Origin of the sequence: Pseudoxanthomonas sp. SGT-18, assembly GCF_003931645.1 — a bacterium.
GTDB lineage: Bacteria > Pseudomonadota > Gammaproteobacteria > Xanthomonadales > Xanthomonadaceae > Pseudoxanthomonas.
Genome location: NZ_RRYJ01000007.1, coordinates 67,525 through 87,417, shown reverse-complemented (window position 1 = coordinate 87,417; position 19,893 = coordinate 67,525). Strand labels below are relative to the sequence as shown.

Below are 19,893 nucleotides of genomic sequence, written 5' to 3'. Positions count from 1 at the left end.
CCCGCCGGAGTTTCCATGAGCACACCCTCGGCCCTCGACAGTTTCCTGGACAAATGGCGGCAGCGCTGGCCGGAGTGGGCCGTGGCCGAGGTGTTCGTGCCGCAGGCCGAGCGCGGGCGCGTGCTGGCCTGGTTCGCCCTGCTGCAGGAATTCGACGACATCCTCAACATCGCCGGCGACCCGCTGCCGGCCGACGCCAAGCTGGGCTGGTGGGCCACCGAGCTGGCCGACTGGGCCGGGCACCGCTCGCGGCATCCGCTCGGGCGGATGCTGGAGCCGCTGCCGGCACCCTGGGAGCGGCTGGCCGCGGCGCTGCCGGACCTGGTCGCCGCCCGTGCCCGCGCCGCCGATCCGCAGGCCGCGCTGGCCGCGCTGCAGGGCTATGCCGCGGCGGTGGCGGAAGTGGAGGCGGTGGTGCTGGGCGGGCCGGCCGCGCGTCCGCAGCAGCTGGCGGCGCAGGTGCTGGCCTCGCGCCTGGCCGAGGTCGGGCAGGCGGCGGTGCCGCTGAGCCTGCTGGGCGGGGAGGGCACGGCGGAGGCCGAGCGCGCCCAGCGGCAATGGGCCGCGGCCCTGCTGCAGGACTGGCCGGCACGGGTGGCCGGTGCCGCGCCGCGCCGGATCTGGGCGGTGCTGGCCCGCGGCCGGCTGCGGCCGCAGGCAGCCGGGCGCCGCGCCCAGGCGCATCCGCTGCGCATCCTCTGGGATTCCTGGCGCGCCGCACGCGGCTGAACCGGCGGTACCGGCCGGCACACTCCGTCCCGCCGCCGCGGCCGGGCCGGCCGGCCCCAGCCGTTACAATGCACGGCAACGACAGTCCGGTCCTTCCCGCTTCCACGGCCATTCGACGGCTGCCGCCGCGGCCAGGCCGGATGCTTCCCCGAACTTCCCCAGCCCTCCCATGTCCCTTCCCGCTCCCGCTCTCTCCCGCGCCGGCGACCTGCTGCCGGACGTCGCCTACCAGCCGGCCGCGCTGGCCCGTCCGCTGGACTGGGTTGGCATGGAAGGCATCGCCATCCCGGTGCGCGTGCCCGACGGCGCCGGCGGCCATGTCCAGGTCGCGGCCCAGGCCGACCTGTCGGTGAACCTGCACCGCGCCGGCGAGCGCGGCATCCACATGTCGCGGCTGTACCTGCGCCTGCAGCAGGAGCTGGCCCGGCACGAGGTCACCCCGGCCGGCCTGCGCCACATCCTGCAGGACAGCGTCGAGTCCCAGGCCGGCCTGGCCACCCGCGCGCGCCTGCGCCTGCGCTACGATGCGCTGCTGCTGCGCCGCGCCCTGCGCAGCGACAACGCCGGCTGGAAGCGCTACCCGGTGGAGATCGAGGCGCTGCTGGAGGATGGTCACCTGAAGCTGGTGCTCGGATTCTCCCTGGAGTACTCCAGCACCTGCCCGTGCTCGGCGGCGCTGTCGCGCCAGGCCAATGCCGCGCGCCTGCGTGCCGACTTCGGCGATGCCGAGGCGCTGCGGGTGGAGGAGATCGCGCAGTGGCTGTCGTCCGAGCGCGGCATGGCGGCCACCCCGCATGCGCAGCGCAGCGAGGCCAGGGTCCGCGTGGAGCTGCGCCCGCAGTTCGACGAACTGCCGCTGGTGGCCCTGATCGACGCCCTGGAGGCCTCGCTGGGCACCCCGGTGCAGACCGCGGTCAAGCGCGAGGACGAGCAGGCCTTCGCCGAACTCAACGCCGCCAACCTGATGTTCTGCGAGGACGCCGCCCGGCGCGTGGCCTCGGTGCTGTCCGCCGACCCGCGGATCGAGCGCTACGAAGCCACGGTGTCGCACTTCGAGAGCCTGCACCCGCACGACGCGGTGGCCAGCGTGAGCGGCAGCGGCCCGGCCGCCTGATCCAGCGGTTGTACGTCCCTGCCGGCGCAGTCGCGCCAGGATGGCGGGCATGAAAAAGGGCGCGGCCGAGGCCGCGCCCTTTTCCGTTCCACGGCGGTCAGAAGTTGATGGTGAACCGGGCGTTGACGCCGGTGTCGACCGCGTCGTCCGACTCCAGGTGGCTCACGCCCAGCTCCAGCAGGCTGTTGGCCGAGGTACGCGCGGCCACGCCGAACTCGGCGAGCAGGGCGTTGTCGCGGATGGCCGGGCTGGACACCTCGAACGACTGGCCGCCGGCGAACGCGAGCTGCGCACGCTGGACCTGGTCGTCGGCATGGCGGTAGCCCAGGTTGCCGCGCAGGCTCAGCCAGCTCTGCTCCTGGTTCTCCGCCGACAGGTCGGCGCCGAAGCGCAGGCCCACCGTGGTCATGTCCACGGTGGCGTCGCCACCCCGGCCCGCCAGCGCCGCGGCGCCGCCGCTCTCGCTGAAGCCGTCGGTGCTGACTTCGACGCGGGCGTACTGCAGGTACGGCTCGATGCCGATGGAACCGGCATCGAAGCGGTAGCCCAGGTCGGCGAACAGCTGGCTGGTGTCGGCGTCGTAACGGCTGGACAGCGCGTCGCTGAAGCCGCGGTAGCCGGCCTTGCGGTCGATCTCCATCCGGTTCCAGCTCTGGCTGTAGCCGGCGGTCAGGCCGAGCGCACCCCACGCGTTGCCGACGTAGATGCCGGCGTGGCGGTTGCTGGACTCGCCGCGGGAACCACGCTCGCCCACGTTGAAGTCGCTGTCGCCGGCGCCGCCGAAGACGCCAACGCGCCAGCCGCCGAACACGTGGTCGACACCGACCAGGACCGCGTCGCTGTTGTAGCGGACCTCGGCGGCGTTGCCGTCACCACCGAAGTCACCGCCCTGGTGCTGGACCTGGACCCAGGCGCCGGTCGCACCCTCGGCCTGGCGGCCGAACGCGCCGCCGCCGGTGGCACGATCCAGTGCAGCGTCGCGGACCAGGCGGCTGCCTTCCAGCAGGACCTGGCGGGCGCTGGCGTGGACTTCGCCGCTCAGGCTGTCGAACGCGGCCGGGGCTTCGGCCAGCGACAGCTGGGTGGCGGTCAGGACCAGGGTGTTGCTGTCCGCCAGGACATCCACGGCTGCGGCGGCGGCGCGCTGGTTGGCGGTGGTGCCGGCGCTGGCCAGGGACGCACCGCGAGCCACGTCGATGCTGACCGTGTTGGCGGCCTGCAGCAGCGACAGCGACAGGAACGGCGAGATCGCCGAGCCATCGATGCCGGCGAAGCCGCCGGTGATGCCGCCCTCGGCCGACAGGATCTGGTAGGTCTGGCCCAGCACGTAGTCGTTGCCCGACAGGTTGCTGGCCACCAGGGTGCCGCCGTTGAGGGTGGCGGTGCCGGTGACGCGCAGCAGGTCGGCCTGGTCCGGCGGCAGCAGTTCGGCGATGAAACGTGCGTTGGCTTCCTGCACGTAGTTGCCGTCGATGGTCAGGGTGCCGATCGAGTTGCCCGGGGCGATGGTGCCTTCCACGCGGGTGTCGCCGAGGACGCCGCTGCCACCGATGGTGCCGTTGGCGCCGACGAAGGTCGGGGCGCCGCCGAAGCTGCCGTTGATCACGGCCACGCCGCCCAGCACGTCCAGCGGGCTGCCGGTGAAGCTGCCGTTGACCACCAGGGTGCCGCCTTCGACGCGGACGTCGCCGGTGAGGCTGTTGTCGCCGTCGAACTCGAGGATGCCGGAGGTGACGGTCGCGCCTGCGAAGCTGTTGTCGCCGGACAGGCGCAGCCAGCCGGCGCCGGACTTGGTCAGGCGGCCCGGGCCACCGATGTCGTTGGTCCAGTCGTCCCAGGCGCCGCCCTGCCAGACCTTGTTGCCGCCGGCGGCCACGTCCATGACCACGTTGGTGTCGACGCGCAGCAGGCCGTAGCCCTCGATCGCCTTCTCCAGGTTCAGCAGGCCCCAGCCGTAGATCTCGTCGACGCCTTCCTCGCCCAGGTCGGTGGCGGTGGTCAGCATGACGTCGCGCACCTGGGCGCCGGTCAGGTAGGGGAAGCGCTCGAACAGCAGGCCCAGCGCGCCGGTGACGTGCGGGGCGGCCATCGAGGTGCCGGAGTTCAGTTCATAGGCCGGGTCGCCGGTGCGGTCGCCGGTGACCAGGTGCAGGTTGCCGGCCTCGTCGAACTCCCAGTCGCCGAGCCAGTCGCCATCCTCGTTGCCCCGTTCGTCGAGCACGGTGGAGAGGATGTTCGTGCCGGGCGCCGCGATGCACCATTGTGCGGAGATGCCGCACTTCATCGAGCGGTTGCTGAGGGTGAGGTTCTCGTTGAGGTTCACCACGCTGACCCAGTACTGCTCGATCTCCGGGATGATCGCAGGCAGGGTGGCCGGCAGGGTCGGCTCCGGGCTCTGGGCCGGGGTCGGGATGATGACGTTGGTGTTGCCGGCGGAGAACACCTGGATCATGCCCGACTGCAGCGAGGCGTCGGCGATGGCCTGGTGGATCGCGCCGATGCGCGGGTCGGCCATCAGCAGGTCGTGGTAGGCCTCCGCCACTTCCGGGGTGTAGGCGTAGTAGGTGTAGCCCCAGCTGTGGTTCATCGCGCGCACGCCCTGCGCGATCGCCTGGTCGTACATGTGCTCGAACGCGCTGGCACTGGCGCTGGTGCCCAGTTCCAGGCAGTCGTTGAGGAAGATGCAGTCCAGGTCGACCACGGTCAGCGAGTCGTTGAACAGGCGCGCCGCGCTCAGGTCGGCGCCGAAGGCCACGCCGTGCATGCCATCGCCATCGCGGTTGGCGGCGATGGTGCCGGCCACGTGCATGCCGTGGGTATTGAAGTAGAGGAACGTGTTGTCCCAGAGGTAGTCGTTGGCCGGGTTGGGGAAATAGTCCTGCAGCTCCGGATCCCACCACTCGGCGATGATCGCGCTCTGGTCGCCGCGGGAATAGAAGCAGGCGTCAGGGCCGCCAAGCACGGTCGTGGAGCTGCAGCGCGTCCCATCCTCCAGTAGGTCGGCCATCTCCAGGCCGCGGTGGTCCTTGCCGGCGAATTCGGTGTGGTCGGCGAAGCTGACGCCAGTGTCCAGCAGGCCCAGCCGGATACCGGCGCCGCTGAGACCGCGCGCGTATGCGTGCTGGGCATTGATCGCGGCCAGGCCCCAGTCGCCCTGGAACTCCTCGTCGGCCCAGGATGCGGGGTCGCCCGGGTTGCCGGGCGTGACCGCCTGCCAGGTGCGGCTGAAAGCATCCTGCGGCAGCACGAAAGTGGCCGAACGTTCGACCTGCGGCCGCGTCATGCGGAACGCATTGGCAACCGCGGCCTTTGCCGCGTGCTGCTCCAGGCTGTCGAAGGTGGCGGCAGTGGCCGGCAGTGCGGCCAGGGAGGAGATTCCGGCAGCGATGGCAAGCGCCAAGGCGGAGTGTCCACGGGACCTGCGCCCACGGATCGGGAACTTCGTGTTCATTTGCTGTCCTTGTGCTGGGAAGCGCCACGGCATCGAGACCGTGCCCAGTGAAACTAGCTTTAGTTTGCGTTCAGGACAATGGCCTGCAAGCAATGCTTGCAGCGGGTTCGAAGATTCAAGGCGTTGCGACTTCGACCACCAGCTTCATCGGCGGCCTGTCCGGCGCTGTCACGCGCACGTCGTAACGGCCGGGCGTGGTCGGCGCCTGCAGCAGGACCCGTCCGTCGGTGGCTTCCGTGCGCGTGCCGAATGCCTCGACGATCGACCCGACAGGGACCTTCGCGGTGGCCTGGCTGCCAGGCTGCATCCGCGTCGGCACCACGATGCGGCTGCCAGGGACCTCGTAGCCTGGCTGGCCGGGGCGGGGGAGGTCCTTGCCGGGCGGCTGTTCGATGGGAGGTTTGCTGGCGATAGGTCCGCTGGTGTCGGGAGCGGTGGATGCAGCGCGCTGCGCTGGCGGAGCCGCGCAGGCGCAGGTGGCGGCCAGCAGTAGCGGACCGGCCATGCGGATGGCGGGCAGGGACCGGAGGGCAGGGCAGGGATGCTGGCTCATCCCGCTTCTGTACCAGAAGCGGGGGAGCGTGGCATCAAATCACATCTCCGCCGCGTGTGCGGTATGACGAACACGCCGCGCGCTGCGTTGGTGAACAATCAGCCCAGGAGCACTCAAGTACCAGCGACGGGCAACGTGCACATTGAACTGCGCCCGGCGTACCCGGGGACCGCGGTGGAGATGAACCCCCCGCCGCACGCAGCGCTGGTGAACAGCCAGCCTAGGGGCGCTCAAGCACCAGCAAGGGGTCGATGCGCACATCGAACCGCGCCCCGATGTACACCAAGATCCCAGGGATCGCGGTCTAGATGAACCCGCCGCTGCGCGCAGCGTTGGTGAACCACCTTTTTCAGGGGCGCTCCAGCACCAGCAGGGGATCGATGCGCACATCGAACCAGTTCATCCCCCAATGCAGATGCGGACCGGTCGCGCGTCCGGTCGCGCCCACCGCGCCAACGACCTGGCCCTGTTCCACCCGGTCGCCCACCTTCACGTCGATCCGCGACAGGTGCAGGAAGTTGGAGCTGATGCCAAAGCCGTGGTCCAGCAGCACGGTGCCGCCGGTCAGGTACAGGTCCGGGGCGGCGAAGGTCACCACGCCGGCGGCCGGGGCCTTGACCGGGGTGCCGTTGGGGGCGGCGATGTCCATCCCCGAATGCGGCGAGCCGGGCTTGCCGTTGTACACGCGCTGGTGGCCGAAGCGGCCGCTGATGCGGCCCTGTACCGGCCAGATGAAACGCTGGGCGAAGTCGGCGCGGTCGTCGTCGCGCTGGCGCGCGGCGGTGACCTGGGCCTGCTCGCGGGCGATGCGCGCGGCGATCTCCGGCGGCGGCTCGACCGTCTTCGGTGGCACTCCGTCCACCCGCTGCACTGGCCAGTCGCGCGGGCTGACCGCGATCCGCTCGACGCTGCGCACGCCATCCGGGCGCACCACCGCGACCTCGACCTGCCCGGCCTCGTCGCGGCCGATGCCAAACACCACGGTGCCGTAGCCGGTGGTGCGCAGGACCCGTCCGGCGTACTCGACCCGGCTGCCCGGCGGCACCTTGCCGATCACCATCGCGCCCTGCGGCACGCTGGCCGGGAACACCACCCGGGTGTCGTCCCGGGCGGGGGCGGGCAGGGCAAGCAGGAGCAGCGCGGCCAGCAGCGCCCGCCGCGCGGCACGCAGGACCGGCCGCATCAACGCTCGAACTCCAGGCGGCGGCCGGCGGGGGCGCCGACCAGCTCGCGGCCGTTCCACGCCAGCTGGCCGTTGACCCAGGTCGAGGCGATGCGCGAGCGGAAGGTGGTGCCCTCGAACGGCGACCAGCCGCACTTGGACAGCACGTCCTCGCGGCGCACGGTCAGCGGGCTGTCCTCGACCAGCACCAGGTCGGCCCAGTAGCCCTCGCGCAGGAAGCCGCGTTCGGCGACGTCGAACAGCCGCGCCGGGGCATGGCTGGCCTTCTCCACCACCCGGGTGATGTCCAGCCTGCCCTCGTGCACCAGCTCGATCGCCGCCAGCAGCGCGTACTGCACCAGCGGCAGGCCGGAAGGCGCCTGCAGGTAGGGCTTCTGCTTCTCCTCCAGGGTGTGCGGGGCGTGGTCTGTGGCCAGCACGTCGATCACGTCGTCCACCAGGGCCTGGACCAGGGCCTGGCGGTCGGAGGCGTCCTTGATCGCCGGATTGCACTTGATGAAGTTGCCCAGCCGCGCGTAGTCGGCGCGGTCGAAGCGCAGGAAGTGGATGCAGGTTTCGGCGGTGATCTTCTTGCGCACCTTGCCGTCGGCGCCCAGCAGCGGGCCGCGCTCGAACAGGGCCAGCTCGTCGGCGGTGGAGATGTGCAGCACGTGCAGGCGGGTGCCGTGCCGGCGCGCCAGCTCCATGGCCAGGCGGGTGGACTTGATGCAGGCCTCGCGCGAACGGATGTCCGGGTGCATGGCGGCGGTCAGGCCGTCGGCGCCGTACTTTTCCTTGAACTCGGCCATCGTGCGGTCGATGGTCGGGGTGTCCTCGCAGTGGGTGATGATCGGGGTCGGGGCCTCGCGGAAGATCCCGTCCAGGGTCTCCGGGTCGTCCACCAGCATGTTGCCGGTGGAGGCGCCCATGAACACCTTGATGCCCGGCGCGGCCTTCGGGTCCAGCGAGCGCACCGCCTCGAGGTTGTCGTTGCTGGCGCCCAGGTAGAAGCCGTGGTTGCCCCAGGCGCGGCCGGCGGCCGCGGCGTACTTGGCTTCCAGCGCCGCCGCGTCCAGGGTCGGCGGGTTGGTGTTGGGCATGTCCATGAAGCTGGTCAGGCCGCCGGCCACGGCCGCGGCCGACTCGCTGGCGATGTCGCCCTTGTGGGTCAGGCCCGGCTCGCGGAAGTGGACCTGGTCGTCGATCATGCCCGGCAGCAGCCAGCGGCCGGCCGCGTCCACCACCTGCTCGCCGGCGCGCGCCTGCAGGCCGCTGCCGATGGCCGCGATGCGGCCGTCCTCGATGCGCAGGTCGCCCTCGGTCTGGCGGCCTTCGTTGACCAGGCGGGCATTGGTGATGAGGATGGAGGGCATCAATGGTGTCCTTGGCAGGAATCGTGCGGGCGGTCAGGGACGGGGTCGTAGCCGCCCGGATGGAGGGGGTGGCAACGGCCGATGCGGCGGGCGGCCAGCCAGCTGCCGCGCAGCGGGCCATGCCGCTCGATCGCCTGCATCGCGTATTCAGAACAGCTGGGCACGAACCGGCAACGCGGCCCCAGCATGGGACTGATGAAGCGCTTGTAAAAGCGCAGCATCATGATGAGCAGGCGTGTGATCACCGCCGCATGATACCCGCCACCCCGTGAGGTTGCCGCCCGGGATGGGGTGGGCTATAAAGGCGCGCTTTCCCGCTGAGGCGGGGAAAACTTCGGAGGAACCTTCGTACGTGGCTGCCAAGAAACCCGTGAAGAAGGCCGCCAAGCCGGCCAAGAAGCCTTCCCCCGTTGCCAAGGCGACAGGGAAGACCGCCAAGCCTGCCGCCAAGAAGGTGGCGGCCGGCAAGGTCGCCAAGCCCGCCAAGAAGGCGGTGGCGGTGGCGGTGGCCAAGGCGACCAAGGCCGCCAAGCCGGCGGCGAAGAAGCCCGCCAAGGTGGCTGCGGTGGAGAAGGCCGCGGCGCCGGCGAAGAAGGCTCCGGCGAAGAAGGTGGCTGCCAGCAAGGCCGCGCCCGCGAAGAAGGCGGCGGCAACCCGGACCAGCAAGCCCACCACCAAGGCCGCGGCGGCGAAGACCACCGCCCGGCAGGCGACCCCGGCCAAGGCTGCCAAGCAGGCCCCCCGCAAGGTCGCCACCCCGGCTGCTCCCAAGCCGGCCAGCAAGACCAAAACCCCCGCCGCCAAGTCCGCCAGGACGACCGCACCCGTTACCGCGACCGCCCAGCCGGAAACCCGCAAGGTCCACCAGGCACCGGTCGCCGCAACTCTGCAAGACAAGCCAGTGCCCGCACCGAAATCCCCCAGTTCCAACGCTCCGGCCAAGCCGGTCCCGACTCCCCCGGGTACCCCGGGCAAGGTCGCCGTCGCCGTGGTGTCCAAAAAGCCCGAGAATGTGAGCCCGGCCCCCACCCGCAGGAAGGTCGTGGAATACAAGATCGACGAAGCCACCGGACGTCCCATCCTTCCGGAAGGCTACAAGCCCTCGCCCGACGAGGAGTACATGAACCCGCTGCAGCTGGAGTACTTCCGGCAGCGGCTGCTGCAGTGGCGCGCCGACCTGGTCGAGGAGTCCAAGCAGACCATCGAGAACCTCAAGGACGAAGTGCGCGACATCGGCGACGAGGCCGAGCGTGCCACCCGCGAGACCGAGAACTCGCTGGAACTGCGTACCCGCGACCGCTACCGCAAGCTGATCGGCAAGATCGACAGCACGCTCAAGCGCCTGGAGGCCGGCGACTACGGCTACTGCGTCGACACCGGCGAGGAAATCGGCCTGGAGCGCCTGGAGGCGCGCCTGACCGCCGAGCGCACCATCGATGCCCAGGAGCGCTGGGAGCACCTGCAGAAGCAGCAGGGCGAGTAAGCCCGCTCCCGCAAGCATGGCGACAAGGCCCGCCTCACGGCGGGCTTTGTTTTTCCAGTCCTCGCCGACGGGGTGGGCCGGCATGTGCGCGCGCCACTGCGCCCATGCCGCCGGACGCCCGCGTCCGGGGACGCGGGCCGGCGCTTCTCCAACGCCGCTGGCACCACGACCCTCACCTCCGCCCTGGAGCCGGACGCGGAGTCGCGCGATGCCATGCCCCGGTGCGGCGCGGCTCCGTCCGGAGTCCGCGGCACCCCACAGCGGTCGTCTCCGCCACCGCCGCACGTCACCTGACGGCGGCCCGGCAAGGCCGTCGGTCCTGTCGGGCCATGCGGGGTGCGGGTAGGTCAGAGCTTGCGCAGATCCAGCCGCCGCAGCCGCGGCGCCTTTACCGCGGTGGTGGCGACCACGCCCAGGGTGACGCAGCCGCCCAGTACCACCGCCGGGACCAGGCCCAGCAGGCGCGCCATGGAGCCGGCGTAGAACGCGCCCAGCTCGTTGGACGAGCCGATGAAAATGCCGTTGATCGAGGCCACCCGCCCGCGCATGCCGTCGGGGGTGACCAGCTGCATGATGGTCGAGCGCAGCACCACCGACACGCCATCGCAGGCGCCGGACAGCAGCAGGAAGAACGCCGACAGCCAGAAGTGCCGCGACAGGCCGAAGCCGATGATGCAAAGCCCGAACCCGGCTACCGCCCACAGCAACAGGCGCCCGGCGTTGCGCCCGGGCGCGTGCCGCGCCAGCACCAGGCCCACCACGACCGCGCCCAGCGCCGGGGCCGCACGCAGGATGCCCAGCCCTTCCGGACCGTAGTGCAGGATCTCGCGGATGAAGGCCGGCGCCAGCGAGATCGCCCCGCCGAACAGCACCGCGAACAGGTCCAGCGCCTGCGCGCCGAGCATCACCTGGTTGCCGAACACGAAGCGCAGGCCCTCGCCGATGCTGGCGAACACCGGCGCGCGCGGCCCTTCCGCCGGCGGCTCGTCCACCCGCAGCGCCAGCAGCACCGCGCCGGCGGCCATTGCCAGCACTGCGGCCACGCCGTAGGCCACCGTCTTGCCGGCCAGCCCGACCAGCACGCCGCCCAGCGCCGGGCCGCACACCAGTCCGCCCTGGAACACCACGCTGCCGATGCTGGCGCCGCGCGCGAACTGGGCGCGCGGCAGCACCCGCGCGAACAGCGCGGTGTACACCGGGGTGAGGAAGGCGCGGACCAGCCCGGTCAGGACGATGGCCGCGTAGATCGGCCAGGTGGCGCCCGGCGCGATGCGGCCGGCGGCGACCAGCATCAGCAGCACGGCCGTGGCGCACAGCCCGGCGGTGGCCAGCGCGCCCAGCCGGCGCTTGGGCAGGTGGTCGACCAGGTAGCCGGCGAACAGGGCCATGCCGATGTACGGCAGCACCTCGGCCAGGCCGACCAGGCCCAGGGCGAAGGTGTCGCGGGTCAGCTCGTAGACGTGCCAGCCGACGGTGACCGCGACGATCTGATAGGACAGGATCGCGAACAGGCGGTAGCCGAGCAGGATCCGGAAGCTGCCTTCGCGCAGCGGCGAACGGAGCAGGCTTTCCGGAGCCGCTTCCACCTCAGGCCTGGGCGCGCGCGGTGTCGCGGATGAAGGCCAGCAGCGAGGCCAGGCCGTTGCTGCGGGTCGGTGAGAGGTGCCTGGCCAGCCCGATGTCGGCGATGTAGTCCGGCTCGGTGGCCAGGATTTCCTCCGCCGGACGGCCGGAGTAGACCCGCAGGGCCAGGTAGATCAGGCCGGAGACGATGGCCGAGTCGCTGATCGCATGGAACTCCAGGCGATCGCGGTTGCCCTGCGGCACGATCCAGACCATCGACTGGCAGCCGTGCAGGCGGTGTTCCTCGGTCTTCCATTCCTCCGGGAACGGCGGCAGCTTGCGGCCCAGGTCGATCAGGTACTGGTAGCGCTCGGCCCAGTCGGCGAAGAACGCGAACTCGTCGCGGATGGCGGCCTGCGCCTCGGCGGCGGTGGGTTCGAGCGGGAAGGGGGTAGTGGTCACGGGTTTCTCGTTGATGGTGTGGCCGTCCATGGCGCGACGTGGCGGGCCTGGGATCGCACTGGCCGGTCATCCATGGCCGGACATCCGCAGGCGCGTCAGGCGCGCTTCCAGCGCACGCCCTGCGGCGTGTCCTCCAGCAGGATGCCTTCGGCCGCCAGCTGGTCGCGGATGGCGTCGGCGCGGGCGAAGTCGCGCGCCTTCTTGGCCGCGCTGCGCTCGTCCACCAGGGCCTGGATCCGGGCGTCGTCCTCGCCGGAGGCGCCGCGGTTGAACCAGGCTTCCGGCGCCTGCTGCAGCAGGCCCAGGGCCAGGCCGGCGCCCAGCAGCTCGGACTTCAGCCGCGCACGCTCGCCGGCGTCGGTCGCCTTGCGCGCCTCGCCGGCGATGCGGGCCAGCTCGGCCAGCGCCAGCGGGGTGTTGATGTCGTCGTCCAGCGCCGCCTCGACCGCGGCGGGGATCGCCGGCTGTGCGTCCACGCCGGCCAGGTCGCGCAGGGTGCCGTACAGCCGGTCCAGGGTGCGCACCGACTGCTCGACCAGGGCGTCGGACCACTCCAGCGGCTGCCGGTAGTGGGCCGACATCAGCGCGTAGCGCAGTGCCTCCGGCGGGTGCGCGCGCACCAGGTCGTGGACCTTCTCGATGTTGCCCAGCGACTTGCTCATCTTGGCGCCGCCGAAGTTGAGCATGCCGTTGTGCAGCCAGAAGCGGGCGAACGGCGCGCCGCCGTGGGCGCACTGGCTCTGCGCGATCTCGTTCTCGTGGTGCGGGAACTGCAGGTCGATGCCGCCGGCGTGGATGTCGATGGTCGTGCCCAGGTGGGCCTCGGCCATGGCCGAGCACTCGATGTGCCAGCCCGGGCGGCCGCGGCCCCAGGGCGAATCCCAGCCGGGCAGGTCGTCGCTGGAGGGCTTCCACAGCACGAAGTCGCCCGGGTCGCGCTTGTACGGGGCCACCTCGACCCGGGCGCCGGCCAGCATCTCCTCGGTGTCGCGGCGCGAGAGGCGGCCGTAGTCGGCGAAGCTGGCCACCGAGAACAGCACGTGGCCCTCGGCGGCGTAGGCATGGCCGGCCTCGATCAGGCCCTGGATCATCGCGATCATGTGCGCGATATGGCCGGTGGCGGTGGGCTCGATGTCCGGGGCGAAGTCGCCGGCCACGCCCAGCGCGGCCATGTCCTCGCGGTAGGCGGCGGCGAAGCGCTCGGTGATCGCCGAGATCGGCACGCCCTGTTCGGCCGCGGCGGCATTGATCTTGTCGTCCACGTCGGTGATGTTGCGCGCGTACTTCAGGGCGCCGTGACGCCGGCGCAGCAGCGCGGCCAGGACCCCGAACACCACCGGGCCGCGGGCGTTGCCGATGTGCACGTAGTTGTAGACCGTGGGCCCGCACACGTACATGGTGGGGCAGGCGGGATCGAGCGGCTGGAAGGCTTCGACCTGGCGCGTCAGGCTGTTGTACAGGCGCAGGGACATCGGCACGGGATACCGGGGACGAGCCGCGCATTCTAGCCTGCGGACCGGGTGGCCGGCCCGCGGCCGCCGCGGGGGCGCGGCGGTTCAGCGGCGTTCAAGGCGCGATCCCTACACTGGAGCCTCCGTTCGCCCCCCACTGGTACCAATGCGACTGTCGCTGCAAATCCCCGTGCTGTGCCTGGCCTGCTCGTTCGGGCTGGCTGCGGGGGCCCAGGAGCCGGACAGCCGCAAGGGCGAACAGCCCGAAGCACCGGTCCGGGTCGTTCCCGCCGAGAACGTCCGCTTCGATTACGCCCAGGTGCTGCGGGTGGAGCCGGTCTACCAGACCCTGCGCGCCACCCGCACCGAGGAGCGCTGCGACGACGTCCCGGTGGTGGAGGTGCGTTCGCGAGCGAGCAAGGCCGGCGCTGAATCCCCGGGGGTGCTGGAGCGGATGGTGGAGTCGGTCAAGGGCATGTTCCGCGAGGAGGCGCCGCGCGCCAAACCGGACCCGGCCCCGGTCTCGGCCACGCCCCGCGGCGGCGCCAACTGCCGCCTGGTCCAGGTCGAGCGCCAGTTCCAGCGGCCGATCGCCTACGACGTGGACTACGTCTACAAGGGCACCAAGTACCGCTCGCGCCTGGCCGAGGATCCCGGCAACCGGCTGCGGATCCGGGTCTCGGTGACCCCCTGGGTGGGCGAGCCCGCGCATTCCCCCTGAGGCGGCCTGCGGACTTGCACGCGCCGCAGGTGCGTGCGACCATCGCCGGCCCATGAATACCGACCTTCAGCCGCACGCTGCGAGCGCCGCCCGGATGGCCTCCGGGATGACCTCGCGTGCGCGCCGACCGGAATCCCACTTTTCCGCTGGGTGACCGGAGTGTCGTGCTGTCCGTTCGAGAACCCAGCCCCAGGCTGGGTTTTTTCGTTTCTGGCACGGCAACGGTTTCATGCGCAAAGGACTTTTTCCAGCTAAAGCATCACCCCACGCCGGCCCGCCGGCCACCACCGCAAGGGATCGATCGATGTCTCTCAAGCACTTCCTCAACACCCAGGACTGGAGCCGCCCGGACCTGGATGCGCTGCTCGCCGAAGCCGCCGCGTTCAAGCGCAACAAGCTGGGCAGCGAGCTCAAGGGACGCTCGATCGCGCTGGTGTTCTTCAACCCGTCCATGCGCACCCGCACCAGCTTCGAGCTGGGCGCCTTCCAGCTCGGCGGCCACGCCATCGTGCTGCAGCCGGGCAAGGACGCGTGGCCGATCGAGTTCGACCTGGGCACGGTGATGGACGGCGACACCGAGGAGCACATCGCCGAGGTGGCGCGCGTGCTGGCCCGCTACGTGGACCTGATCGGCGTGCGCGCCTTCCCCAAGTTCAAGGACTGGAGCTACGACCGCGAGGACCGCGTGCTCAAGGCCTTCGCGAAGTACTCGACGGTGCCGGTGATCAACATGGAGACGATCACCCACCCGTGCCAGGAGCTGGCCCACGCCCTCGCCCTGCAGGAGCACTTCGGCACCACCGACCTGCGCGGCAAGAAGTACGTCCTGACCTGGACCTACCACCCCAAGCCGCTGAACACCGCGGTGGCCAACTCCGCCCTGACCATCGCCACCCGCCTGGGCATGGACGTGACCCTGCTGTGCCCGACCCCGGAGTACATCCTCGACGAGCGCTACATCGGCTGGGCCAACCAGAACGTGGCCGAGAGCGGCGGCTCCTTCCGCATCAGCCACGACATCGAGGACGCCTACCGCGGCGCCGACGTGGTCTATGCCAAGAGCTGGGGCGCGCTGCCTTACTTCGGCAACTGGGAGCCGGAAAAGCCGATCCGCGACCAGTACAAGCACTTCATCGTCGACGAGGCCAAGATGGCCCTGACCAACAACGGCGTGTTCAGCCACTGCCTGCCGCTGCGCCGCAACGTCAAGGCCACCGACGCGGTCATGGACTCGCCCAACTGCATCGCCATCGAAGAGGCCGAGAACCGCCTGCACGTGCAGAAGGCGGTGATGGCCGCGCTGGTGCGCGGCCGGTGATTCGGGATTGGGGATTCGTGATTCGAAAGAGCGGGACCGGATCCCCCCTCCATTGCCTACTACTGATTTCTGAGAGAGACGCCCCCATGTCACAAGCTGCTTCCACCAATCCCGAATCCCGAATCCCGAATCCCGCGGCAGCCAGCCGCGACATCGTCCTGGCCTTCTCCGGCGGCCTGGATACCAGCTTCTGCGTGCCCTACCTGAAGGAGCAGGGCTGGAACGTGCACACCGTGTTCGCCGACACCGGCGGCGTGGATGCCGAGGAGCGCGCCTACATCGAGCAGCGCGCCGCGGAGCTGGGCGTGGCCAGCCATGTCACCGTCGACGGCGGGGCCGCGATCTGGAACGGCTTCGTCAAGCCGTTCGTGTGGGCGGGCGAGGGCTACCAGGGCCAGTACCCGCTGCTGGTCTCCGACCGCTACCTGATCGTCGACGCCGCGCTCAGGCGCGCCGCCGAGCTGGGCACCAACGCCATCGCCCACGGCTGCACCGGCATGGGCAACGACCAGGTCCGCTTCGACCTGGCGGTCAAGGCCCAGGGCGACTACCGCATCGTCGCCCCGATCCGCGAGATCCAGAAGGAACACACCCAGACCCGCGCCTACGAGCAGAAGTACCTGGAGGAGCGCGGCTTCGAGGTGCGCGCCAAGCAGAAGAGCTACACCATCAACGAGAACCTGCTGGGCGTGACCATGTCCGGCGGCGAGATCGACAAGTGGGAAGCCCCGGGCGAGGGCGCCCGCGCCTGGTGCGCGCCGCGCAGCGCGTGGCCGGCCGAGCCGCTGCGGGTGACCCTGAAGTTCGTCGAGGGCGAGGCGGTGGAGCTGGACGGCAAGCCGCTGGAGGGCGCGAAGATCCTGGCCCGGCTGAACACCATGTTCGCCCAGTACGGCGTCGGCCGCGGCTTGTACACTGGCGACACCGTGATCGGCCTGAAGGGCCGCATCGTGTTCGAGGCCCCGGGCCTGACCGCGCTGCTGGCCGCGCACCGCGCGCTGGAGGAGGCGGTGCTGTCCAAGCACCAGAACCGCTTCAAGCCGGAAGTGGCGCGCAAGTGGATCGAGCTGGTGTACGAGGGCTTCTACCACGACCCGCTGAAGACCGACCTGGAGGCCTTCCTCAAGTCCTCGCAGGCCAAGGTCAACGGCGAGGTGGTGCTGGAGACCCGCGGCGGCCGCGTCGACGCGGTGGCCGTGCGCTCGCCGCACATCCTCAACGCCAAGGGCGCCACCTACGCCCAGTCGGCCGACTGGGGCGTGGAGGAGGCCGAGGGCTTCATCAAGCTGTTCGGCATGAGCAGCACCCTGTGGGCCGAGGTCAACCGCTGACGTGAGCGAAGCGGCCGCCCGCATCCTGGTACGCAGCGCCGGCATGGACGACCTGCCGGCGCTGGCGGCGCTGTTCGACGGCTACCGCGTGTTCTACGGGCAGCCGTCGGACCCGACGCGCGCGGCGGCGTTCCTGCGCCAGCGCCTGGAGCGCGGCGACTCGCACCTGCTGCTGGCGGTGGACGCGCAAGGCAACGCCCTGGGCTTCACCCAGCTGTATCCGCTGTTCACCTCGGTCGGCACCGCGCCGATCGAGCTGCTCAACGACCTGTTCGTCGCGCCGCAGGCGCGCGGGCGGGGCGTGGGCCGGGCGCTGCTGCGCAGGGCCGCCGAGGACGCGCGCAAGCGCGGGGCGGTGCGGCTCGAGCTGCAGACCACGGTCGACAACGCCACCGCCCAGGCGCTTTACGCCAGCGAAGGCTGGGCGCGTGCGGACGGCTTCATCGGGTTCAGCAAGGGATTGTGACGATGACCCGACTGCGCATCAGCAACGACCGCAGCGAACTGGACCTCGACCTGATCCACCGTTTCCTGTCACGGGAGGCGTACTGGAACGGCCTGTACGCGCAGTTCGGTTTCGCCGCGCTGGCGCGGCCGCAGACCCTGATGGAAATCCTCCGCCCGGACATCTACCAGTCCGCGGCCGCTTCCGCCTGACACACCGGCCCCCATGACCGACCTGCTCCAATCCACCCTCGCGCACCTGGAAAAGCTGGTGTCCTTCGACACCCGCAACCCGCCGCGCGCGATTGCCGCCGAGGGCGGCATCTTCGACTACCTGCGCGCGAACCTGCCCGGCTTCCAGGTGCTGCAGGTGGTGGACCACGGCGCCGGCGCTGTCAGCCTGTACGCGGTGCGCGGCAGGCCGAAGTACCTGTTCAACGTGCACCTGGACACGGTGCCGGACTCGCCGCACTGGAGCGCCGACCCGCACCTCATGCGCCGCCTGGACGACCGCGTGCTCGGCCTGGGCGTGTGCGACATCAAGGGCGCCGCCGCCGCCCTGGTGGCCGCGGCCAATGCCGGCGACGGCGACGCCGCGTTCCTGTTCTCCTCCGACGAGGAAGCCAACGACCCGCGCTGCATCGCCGCCTTCCTCGAGCGCGGCATCCCCTACGAGGCGGTGCTGGTGGCCGAGCCGACCATGGGCCAGGCGGTGCTGGCGCACCGTGGCATTTCCTCGGTGCTGGTGCGCTTCAAGGGCCGCGCCGGACACGCCTCCGGCCAGCAGGACGCGGCCGCCAGCGCATTGCACCAGGCCGTGCGCTGGGGCGGCCGCGCGCTGGACCACGTGCAGTCGCTGGCGCACGCGCGTTTCGGCGGCCTCACCGGCCTGCGCTTCAACATCGGCCGCATCGAGGGCGGGATCAAGGCCAACATGATCGCGCCGGAAGCCGAGCTGCGCTTCGGCTTCCGTCCGCTGCCGTCGATGGACGTGGACCAGCTGCTGGCCACTTTCGCCGGCTTCGCCGAGCCGGCCGCGGCGCACTTCGAGGAGACCTTCCGCGGCCCGAGCCTGCCCTCCGGCGACATTGCCCGCGCCGAGGAGCGCCGCCTGGCCGCGCGCGACGTGGCCGACGCCCTGGGCCTGCCGATCGGCAACGCCGTGGACTTCTGGACCGAGGCCTCGCTGTTCTCGGCCGGCGGCTACACCGCGCTGGTGTACGGCCCCGGCGACATCGCCCAGGCGCACACCGCCGACGAGTTCGTGACCCTGGACCAGCTGCGCGGCTACGCCGAGTCGGTCCACCGCATCATCAACGGCCCGCGCTGAGCGAACCCCTTTCCGCGCCGGCCCCGGGCCGGCCCTTCCTTCCCTCCGACATCCGACCGTGAACGTTCCCGCCACCCCGACCCAGATCCAGACCCGCCAGACCATCGTCCGCCTGCTGTCCAGCATGGCCAGCGCCAAGGAGATCAGCCAGTACCTCAAGCGCTTCTCCCAGGTCGACGCCAAGCGCTTCGCGGTGGTGAAGGTCGGCGGCGCGGTGCTGCGCGACGAGCTGGAGGACCTGACTTCCTCGCTGGCGTTCCTGCAGGAGGTCGGCCTGACCCCGATCGTGCTGCACGGCGCCGGCCCGCAGCTGGACGCCGAGCTGGCGGCGGCGGGGATCGAGAAGCAGACCGTCAACGGCCTGCGCGTGACCTCGCCGGAAGCGCTGGCGATCGTGCGCCGCGTGTTCCAGGCCTCCAACCTCAAGCTGGTCGAGGCGCTGCAGCGCAACGGCGTGCGCGCCACCTCGATCACCGGCGGCGTGTTCGAGGCCGACTACCTCGACCAGGCCACCTACGGCCTGGTGGGCGAGGTGAGGAAGGTCAACCTGGCGCCGATCGAGGCCAGCCTCAACGCCGGCTCGATCCCGGTGATCACCAGCCTGGGCGAGACCCCCAGCGGCCAGATCCTCAACATCAACGCCGACTTCGCCGCCAACGAGCTGGTGCGCGAACTGCAGCCGTACAAGATCATCTTCCTCACCGGCACCGGCGGCCTGCTCGACGAGAAGGGCAAGGTGATCGACTCGATCAACCTGTCCACCGAATACGAGCACCTGATCCAGCAGCCGTGGATCCACGGCGGCATGAAGGTCAAGATCGAGCAGATCAAGGACCTGCTGGACAGCCTGCCGCTGGAGTCCTCGGTGTCGATCACCCGCCCGGCCGACCTGGCCAAGGAGCTGTTCACCCACAAGGGCTCCGGCACCCTGGTGCGCCGCGGCGAGCGCGTGCTGCGGGTGGAGTCGTGGCGCGACCTGGATCTGGCGCGGATGAAGGCGCTGATCGAGTCCAGCTTCGGCCGCGAGCTGGTGCCGGACTACTTCGAGCGCACCGACCTGCTGCGCGCCTACGTCAGCGAGAACTACCGCGCGGCGGTGGTCCTGGTGCGCACCGAGGCCGGCACCTACCTGGACAAGTTCGCGGTGCTGGACGACGCCCAGGGCGAGGGCCTGGGCCGGGCGGTGTGGAACGTGATGCGCGAGGAAACGCCGGAGCTGTTCTGGCGCTCGCGCCACAACAACCAGGTCAACATCTTCTACTACGCCGAGTCCGACGGCTGCATCAAGCAGGAGAAGTGGAAAGTGTTCTGGTACGGCATCGGGGGCTTCGACCGGATCGAGCGTTGCGTGGCCCACTGCGGCACGCGCCAGCCCACCCTGGTCGGCTGACATGGCCGCGCCATCCCC

General features: G+C 70.8%; 18 protein-coding genes. 10 read left to right on the top strand and 8 right to left on the bottom strand.

The window, feature by feature from the left end:
* Window positions 1–15: 15 nt before the first annotated feature.
* Window positions 16–729: a squalene/phytoene synthase family protein gene (locus tag EIM47_RS10740; RefSeq protein ID WP_028915299.1), complete on the top strand. Its 714-nt coding sequence runs from the start codon at window positions 16–18 to the stop codon at window positions 727–729.
* Window positions 730–898: 169 nt separating this feature from the next.
* Window positions 899–1,843: a GTP cyclohydrolase FolE2 gene (gene folE2 / locus EIM47_RS10735; RefSeq protein WP_125076885.1), complete on the top strand. Its 945-nt coding sequence runs from the start codon at window positions 899–901 to the stop codon at window positions 1,841–1,843.
* 97 nt (window positions 1,844–1,940) lie between these two features.
* Here folE2 and EIM47_RS10730 read toward each other — a convergent pair whose 3' ends face one another.
* The 5 genes from EIM47_RS10730 to yidD form a co-directional block, all read right to left on the bottom strand.
* Window positions 1,941–5,243, bottom strand: coding sequence for an autotransporter serine protease (locus EIM47_RS10730; RefSeq protein WP_240626214.1), 3,303 nt, complete (start codon window positions 5,241–5,243; stop codon window positions 1,941–1,943).
* A 166-nt stretch (window positions 5,244–5,409) separates the two neighbouring features.
* A complete protein-coding gene (locus tag EIM47_RS10725) occupies window positions 5,410–5,847 on the bottom strand; it encodes a hypothetical protein (RefSeq protein WP_125076883.1) in 438 nt (145 codons plus the stop codon).
* A gap of 349 nt (window positions 5,848–6,196) precedes the next feature.
* A complete protein-coding gene (locus tag EIM47_RS10720; RefSeq protein ID WP_125076882.1) occupies window positions 6,197–7,030 on the bottom strand; it encodes a M23 family metallopeptidase in 834 nt (277 codons plus the stop codon).
* Window positions 7,030–8,382 (bottom strand): dihydroorotase, encoded by a 1,353-nt coding sequence (locus tag EIM47_RS10715; protein WP_028915295.1) that lies wholly within the window; start codon window positions 8,380–8,382, stop codon window positions 7,030–7,032. Before EIM47_RS10715 ends, EIM47_RS10720 begins: the two co-directional genes overlap by 1 nt.
* The gene (gene yidD / locus EIM47_RS10710) at window positions 8,382–8,627 is read right to left on the bottom strand and encodes a membrane protein insertion efficiency factor YidD (RefSeq protein ID WP_026010529.1); all 246 of its coding nucleotides are present in this window, start codon (window positions 8,625–8,627) and stop codon (window positions 8,382–8,384) included. The genes EIM47_RS10715 and yidD overlap by 1 nt, the downstream gene beginning before the upstream one ends.
* 107 nt (window positions 8,628–8,734) lie before the next feature.
* On the opposite strand from yidD, the gene dksA reads away from it, so the two are divergent.
* Window positions 8,735–9,865, top strand: a complete 1,131-nt coding sequence (dksA, locus tag EIM47_RS10705) for an RNA polymerase-binding protein DksA (protein ID WP_125076881.1) — start codon at window positions 8,735–8,737, stop codon at window positions 9,863–9,865.
* Between the two features lie 347 nt (window positions 9,866–10,212).
* Here the strand turns inward: dksA and EIM47_RS10700 are convergent, their stop codons facing one another.
* The 3 genes from EIM47_RS10700 to cysS all read right to left on the bottom strand — a co-directional run bounded on the left by EIM47_RS10700 (window position 10,213) and on the right by cysS (window position 13,368).
* The gene (locus tag EIM47_RS10700; RefSeq protein ID WP_125076880.1) at window positions 10,213–11,451 is read right to left on the bottom strand and encodes an MFS transporter; all 1,239 of its coding nucleotides are present in this window, start codon (window positions 11,449–11,451) and stop codon (window positions 10,213–10,215) included.
* 1 nt (window position 11,452) lies between these two features.
* On the bottom strand, window positions 11,453–11,890 hold the full coding sequence (locus tag EIM47_RS10695) for a SufE family protein (protein ID WP_164514587.1): 438 nt from the start codon (window positions 11,888–11,890) through the stop codon (window positions 11,453–11,455).
* A gap of 95 nt (window positions 11,891–11,985) precedes the next feature.
* Entirely contained in the window at window positions 11,986–13,368 is a 1,383-nt protein-coding gene (gene cysS, locus EIM47_RS10690) for a cysteine--tRNA ligase (protein WP_205948716.1), read from the bottom strand.
* Between the two features lie 139 nt (window positions 13,369–13,507).
* Between cysS and EIM47_RS10685 the strand changes: the two genes are divergently transcribed.
* The 7 genes from EIM47_RS10685 (at window position 13,508) to EIM47_RS10655 (ending at window position 19,875) form a co-directional block, all read left to right on the top strand.
* A complete protein-coding gene (locus EIM47_RS10685) occupies window positions 13,508–14,062 on the top strand; it encodes a hypothetical protein (RefSeq protein WP_125076877.1) in 555 nt (184 codons plus the stop codon).
* A 304-nt stretch (window positions 14,063–14,366) separates the two neighbouring features.
* Window positions 14,367–15,380 carry an N-acetylornithine carbamoyltransferase gene (locus EIM47_RS10680; protein ID WP_019398677.1) on the top strand — a complete coding sequence of 338 codons (1,014 nt, stop codon included), beginning with the start codon at window positions 14,367–14,369 and terminating at the stop codon, window positions 15,378–15,380.
* Between the two features lie 86 nt (window positions 15,381–15,466).
* Window positions 15,467–16,711 carry an argininosuccinate synthase gene (locus EIM47_RS10675; protein WP_125076876.1) on the top strand — a complete coding sequence of 415 codons (1,245 nt, stop codon included), beginning with the start codon at window positions 15,467–15,469 and terminating at the stop codon, window positions 16,709–16,711.
* Between the two features lies 1 nt (window position 16,712).
* Entirely contained in the window at window positions 16,713–17,177 is a 465-nt protein-coding gene (locus EIM47_RS10670; RefSeq protein ID WP_028915291.1) for a GNAT family N-acetyltransferase, read from the top strand.
* On the top strand, window positions 17,171–17,368 hold the full coding sequence (locus EIM47_RS10665) for a hypothetical protein (protein WP_164514594.1): 198 nt from the start codon (window positions 17,171–17,173) through the stop codon (window positions 17,366–17,368). Before EIM47_RS10670 ends, EIM47_RS10665 begins: the two co-directional genes overlap by 7 nt.
* 13 nt (window positions 17,369–17,381) lie before the next feature.
* Window positions 17,382–18,485 (top strand): acetylornithine deacetylase, encoded by a 1,104-nt coding sequence (locus EIM47_RS10660; protein WP_125076874.1) that lies wholly within the window; start codon window positions 17,382–17,384, stop codon window positions 18,483–18,485.
* A 58-nt stretch (window positions 18,486–18,543) separates the two neighbouring features.
* Complete coding sequence (locus EIM47_RS10655; protein WP_125076873.1) at window positions 18,544–19,875, top strand: acetylglutamate kinase; 1,332 nt, start codon at window positions 18,544–18,546, stop codon at window positions 19,873–19,875.
* Window positions 19,876–19,893 lie beyond the last annotated feature (18 nt).

What these genes read in the sequence shown, in the direction of transcription:
- EIM47_RS10740 (WP_028915299.1), top strand. Translation starts at nt 16, where the DNA reads ATGAGCACACCCTCGGCCCTCGACAGTTTCCTGGACAAATGGCGGCAG.
- folE2 (WP_125076885.1), top strand. Translation starts at nt 899, where the DNA reads ATGTCCCTTCCCGCTCCCGCTCTCTCCCGCGCCGGCGACCTGCTGCCG.
- EIM47_RS10725 (WP_125076883.1), bottom strand. Translation starts at nt 5,847, where the DNA reads ATGAGCCAGCATCCCTGCCCTGCCCTCCGGTCCCTGCCCGCCATCCGC.
- EIM47_RS10720 (WP_125076882.1), bottom strand. Translation starts at nt 7,030, where the DNA reads ATGCGGCCGGTCCTGCGTGCCGCGCGGCGGGCGCTGCTGGCCGCGCTG.
- EIM47_RS10715 (WP_028915295.1), bottom strand. Translation starts at nt 8,382, where the DNA reads ATGCCCTCCATCCTCATCACCAATGCCCGCCTGGTCAACGAAGGCCGC.
- EIM47_RS10685 (WP_125076877.1), top strand. Translation starts at nt 13,508, where the DNA reads ATGCGACTGTCGCTGCAAATCCCCGTGCTGTGCCTGGCCTGCTCGTTC.
- EIM47_RS10680 (WP_019398677.1), top strand. Translation starts at nt 14,367, where the DNA reads ATGTCTCTCAAGCACTTCCTCAACACCCAGGACTGGAGCCGCCCGGAC.
- EIM47_RS10675 (WP_125076876.1), top strand. Translation starts at nt 15,467, where the DNA reads ATGTCACAAGCTGCTTCCACCAATCCCGAATCCCGAATCCCGAATCCC.
- EIM47_RS10660 (WP_125076874.1), top strand. Translation starts at nt 17,382, where the DNA reads ATGACCGACCTGCTCCAATCCACCCTCGCGCACCTGGAAAAGCTGGTG.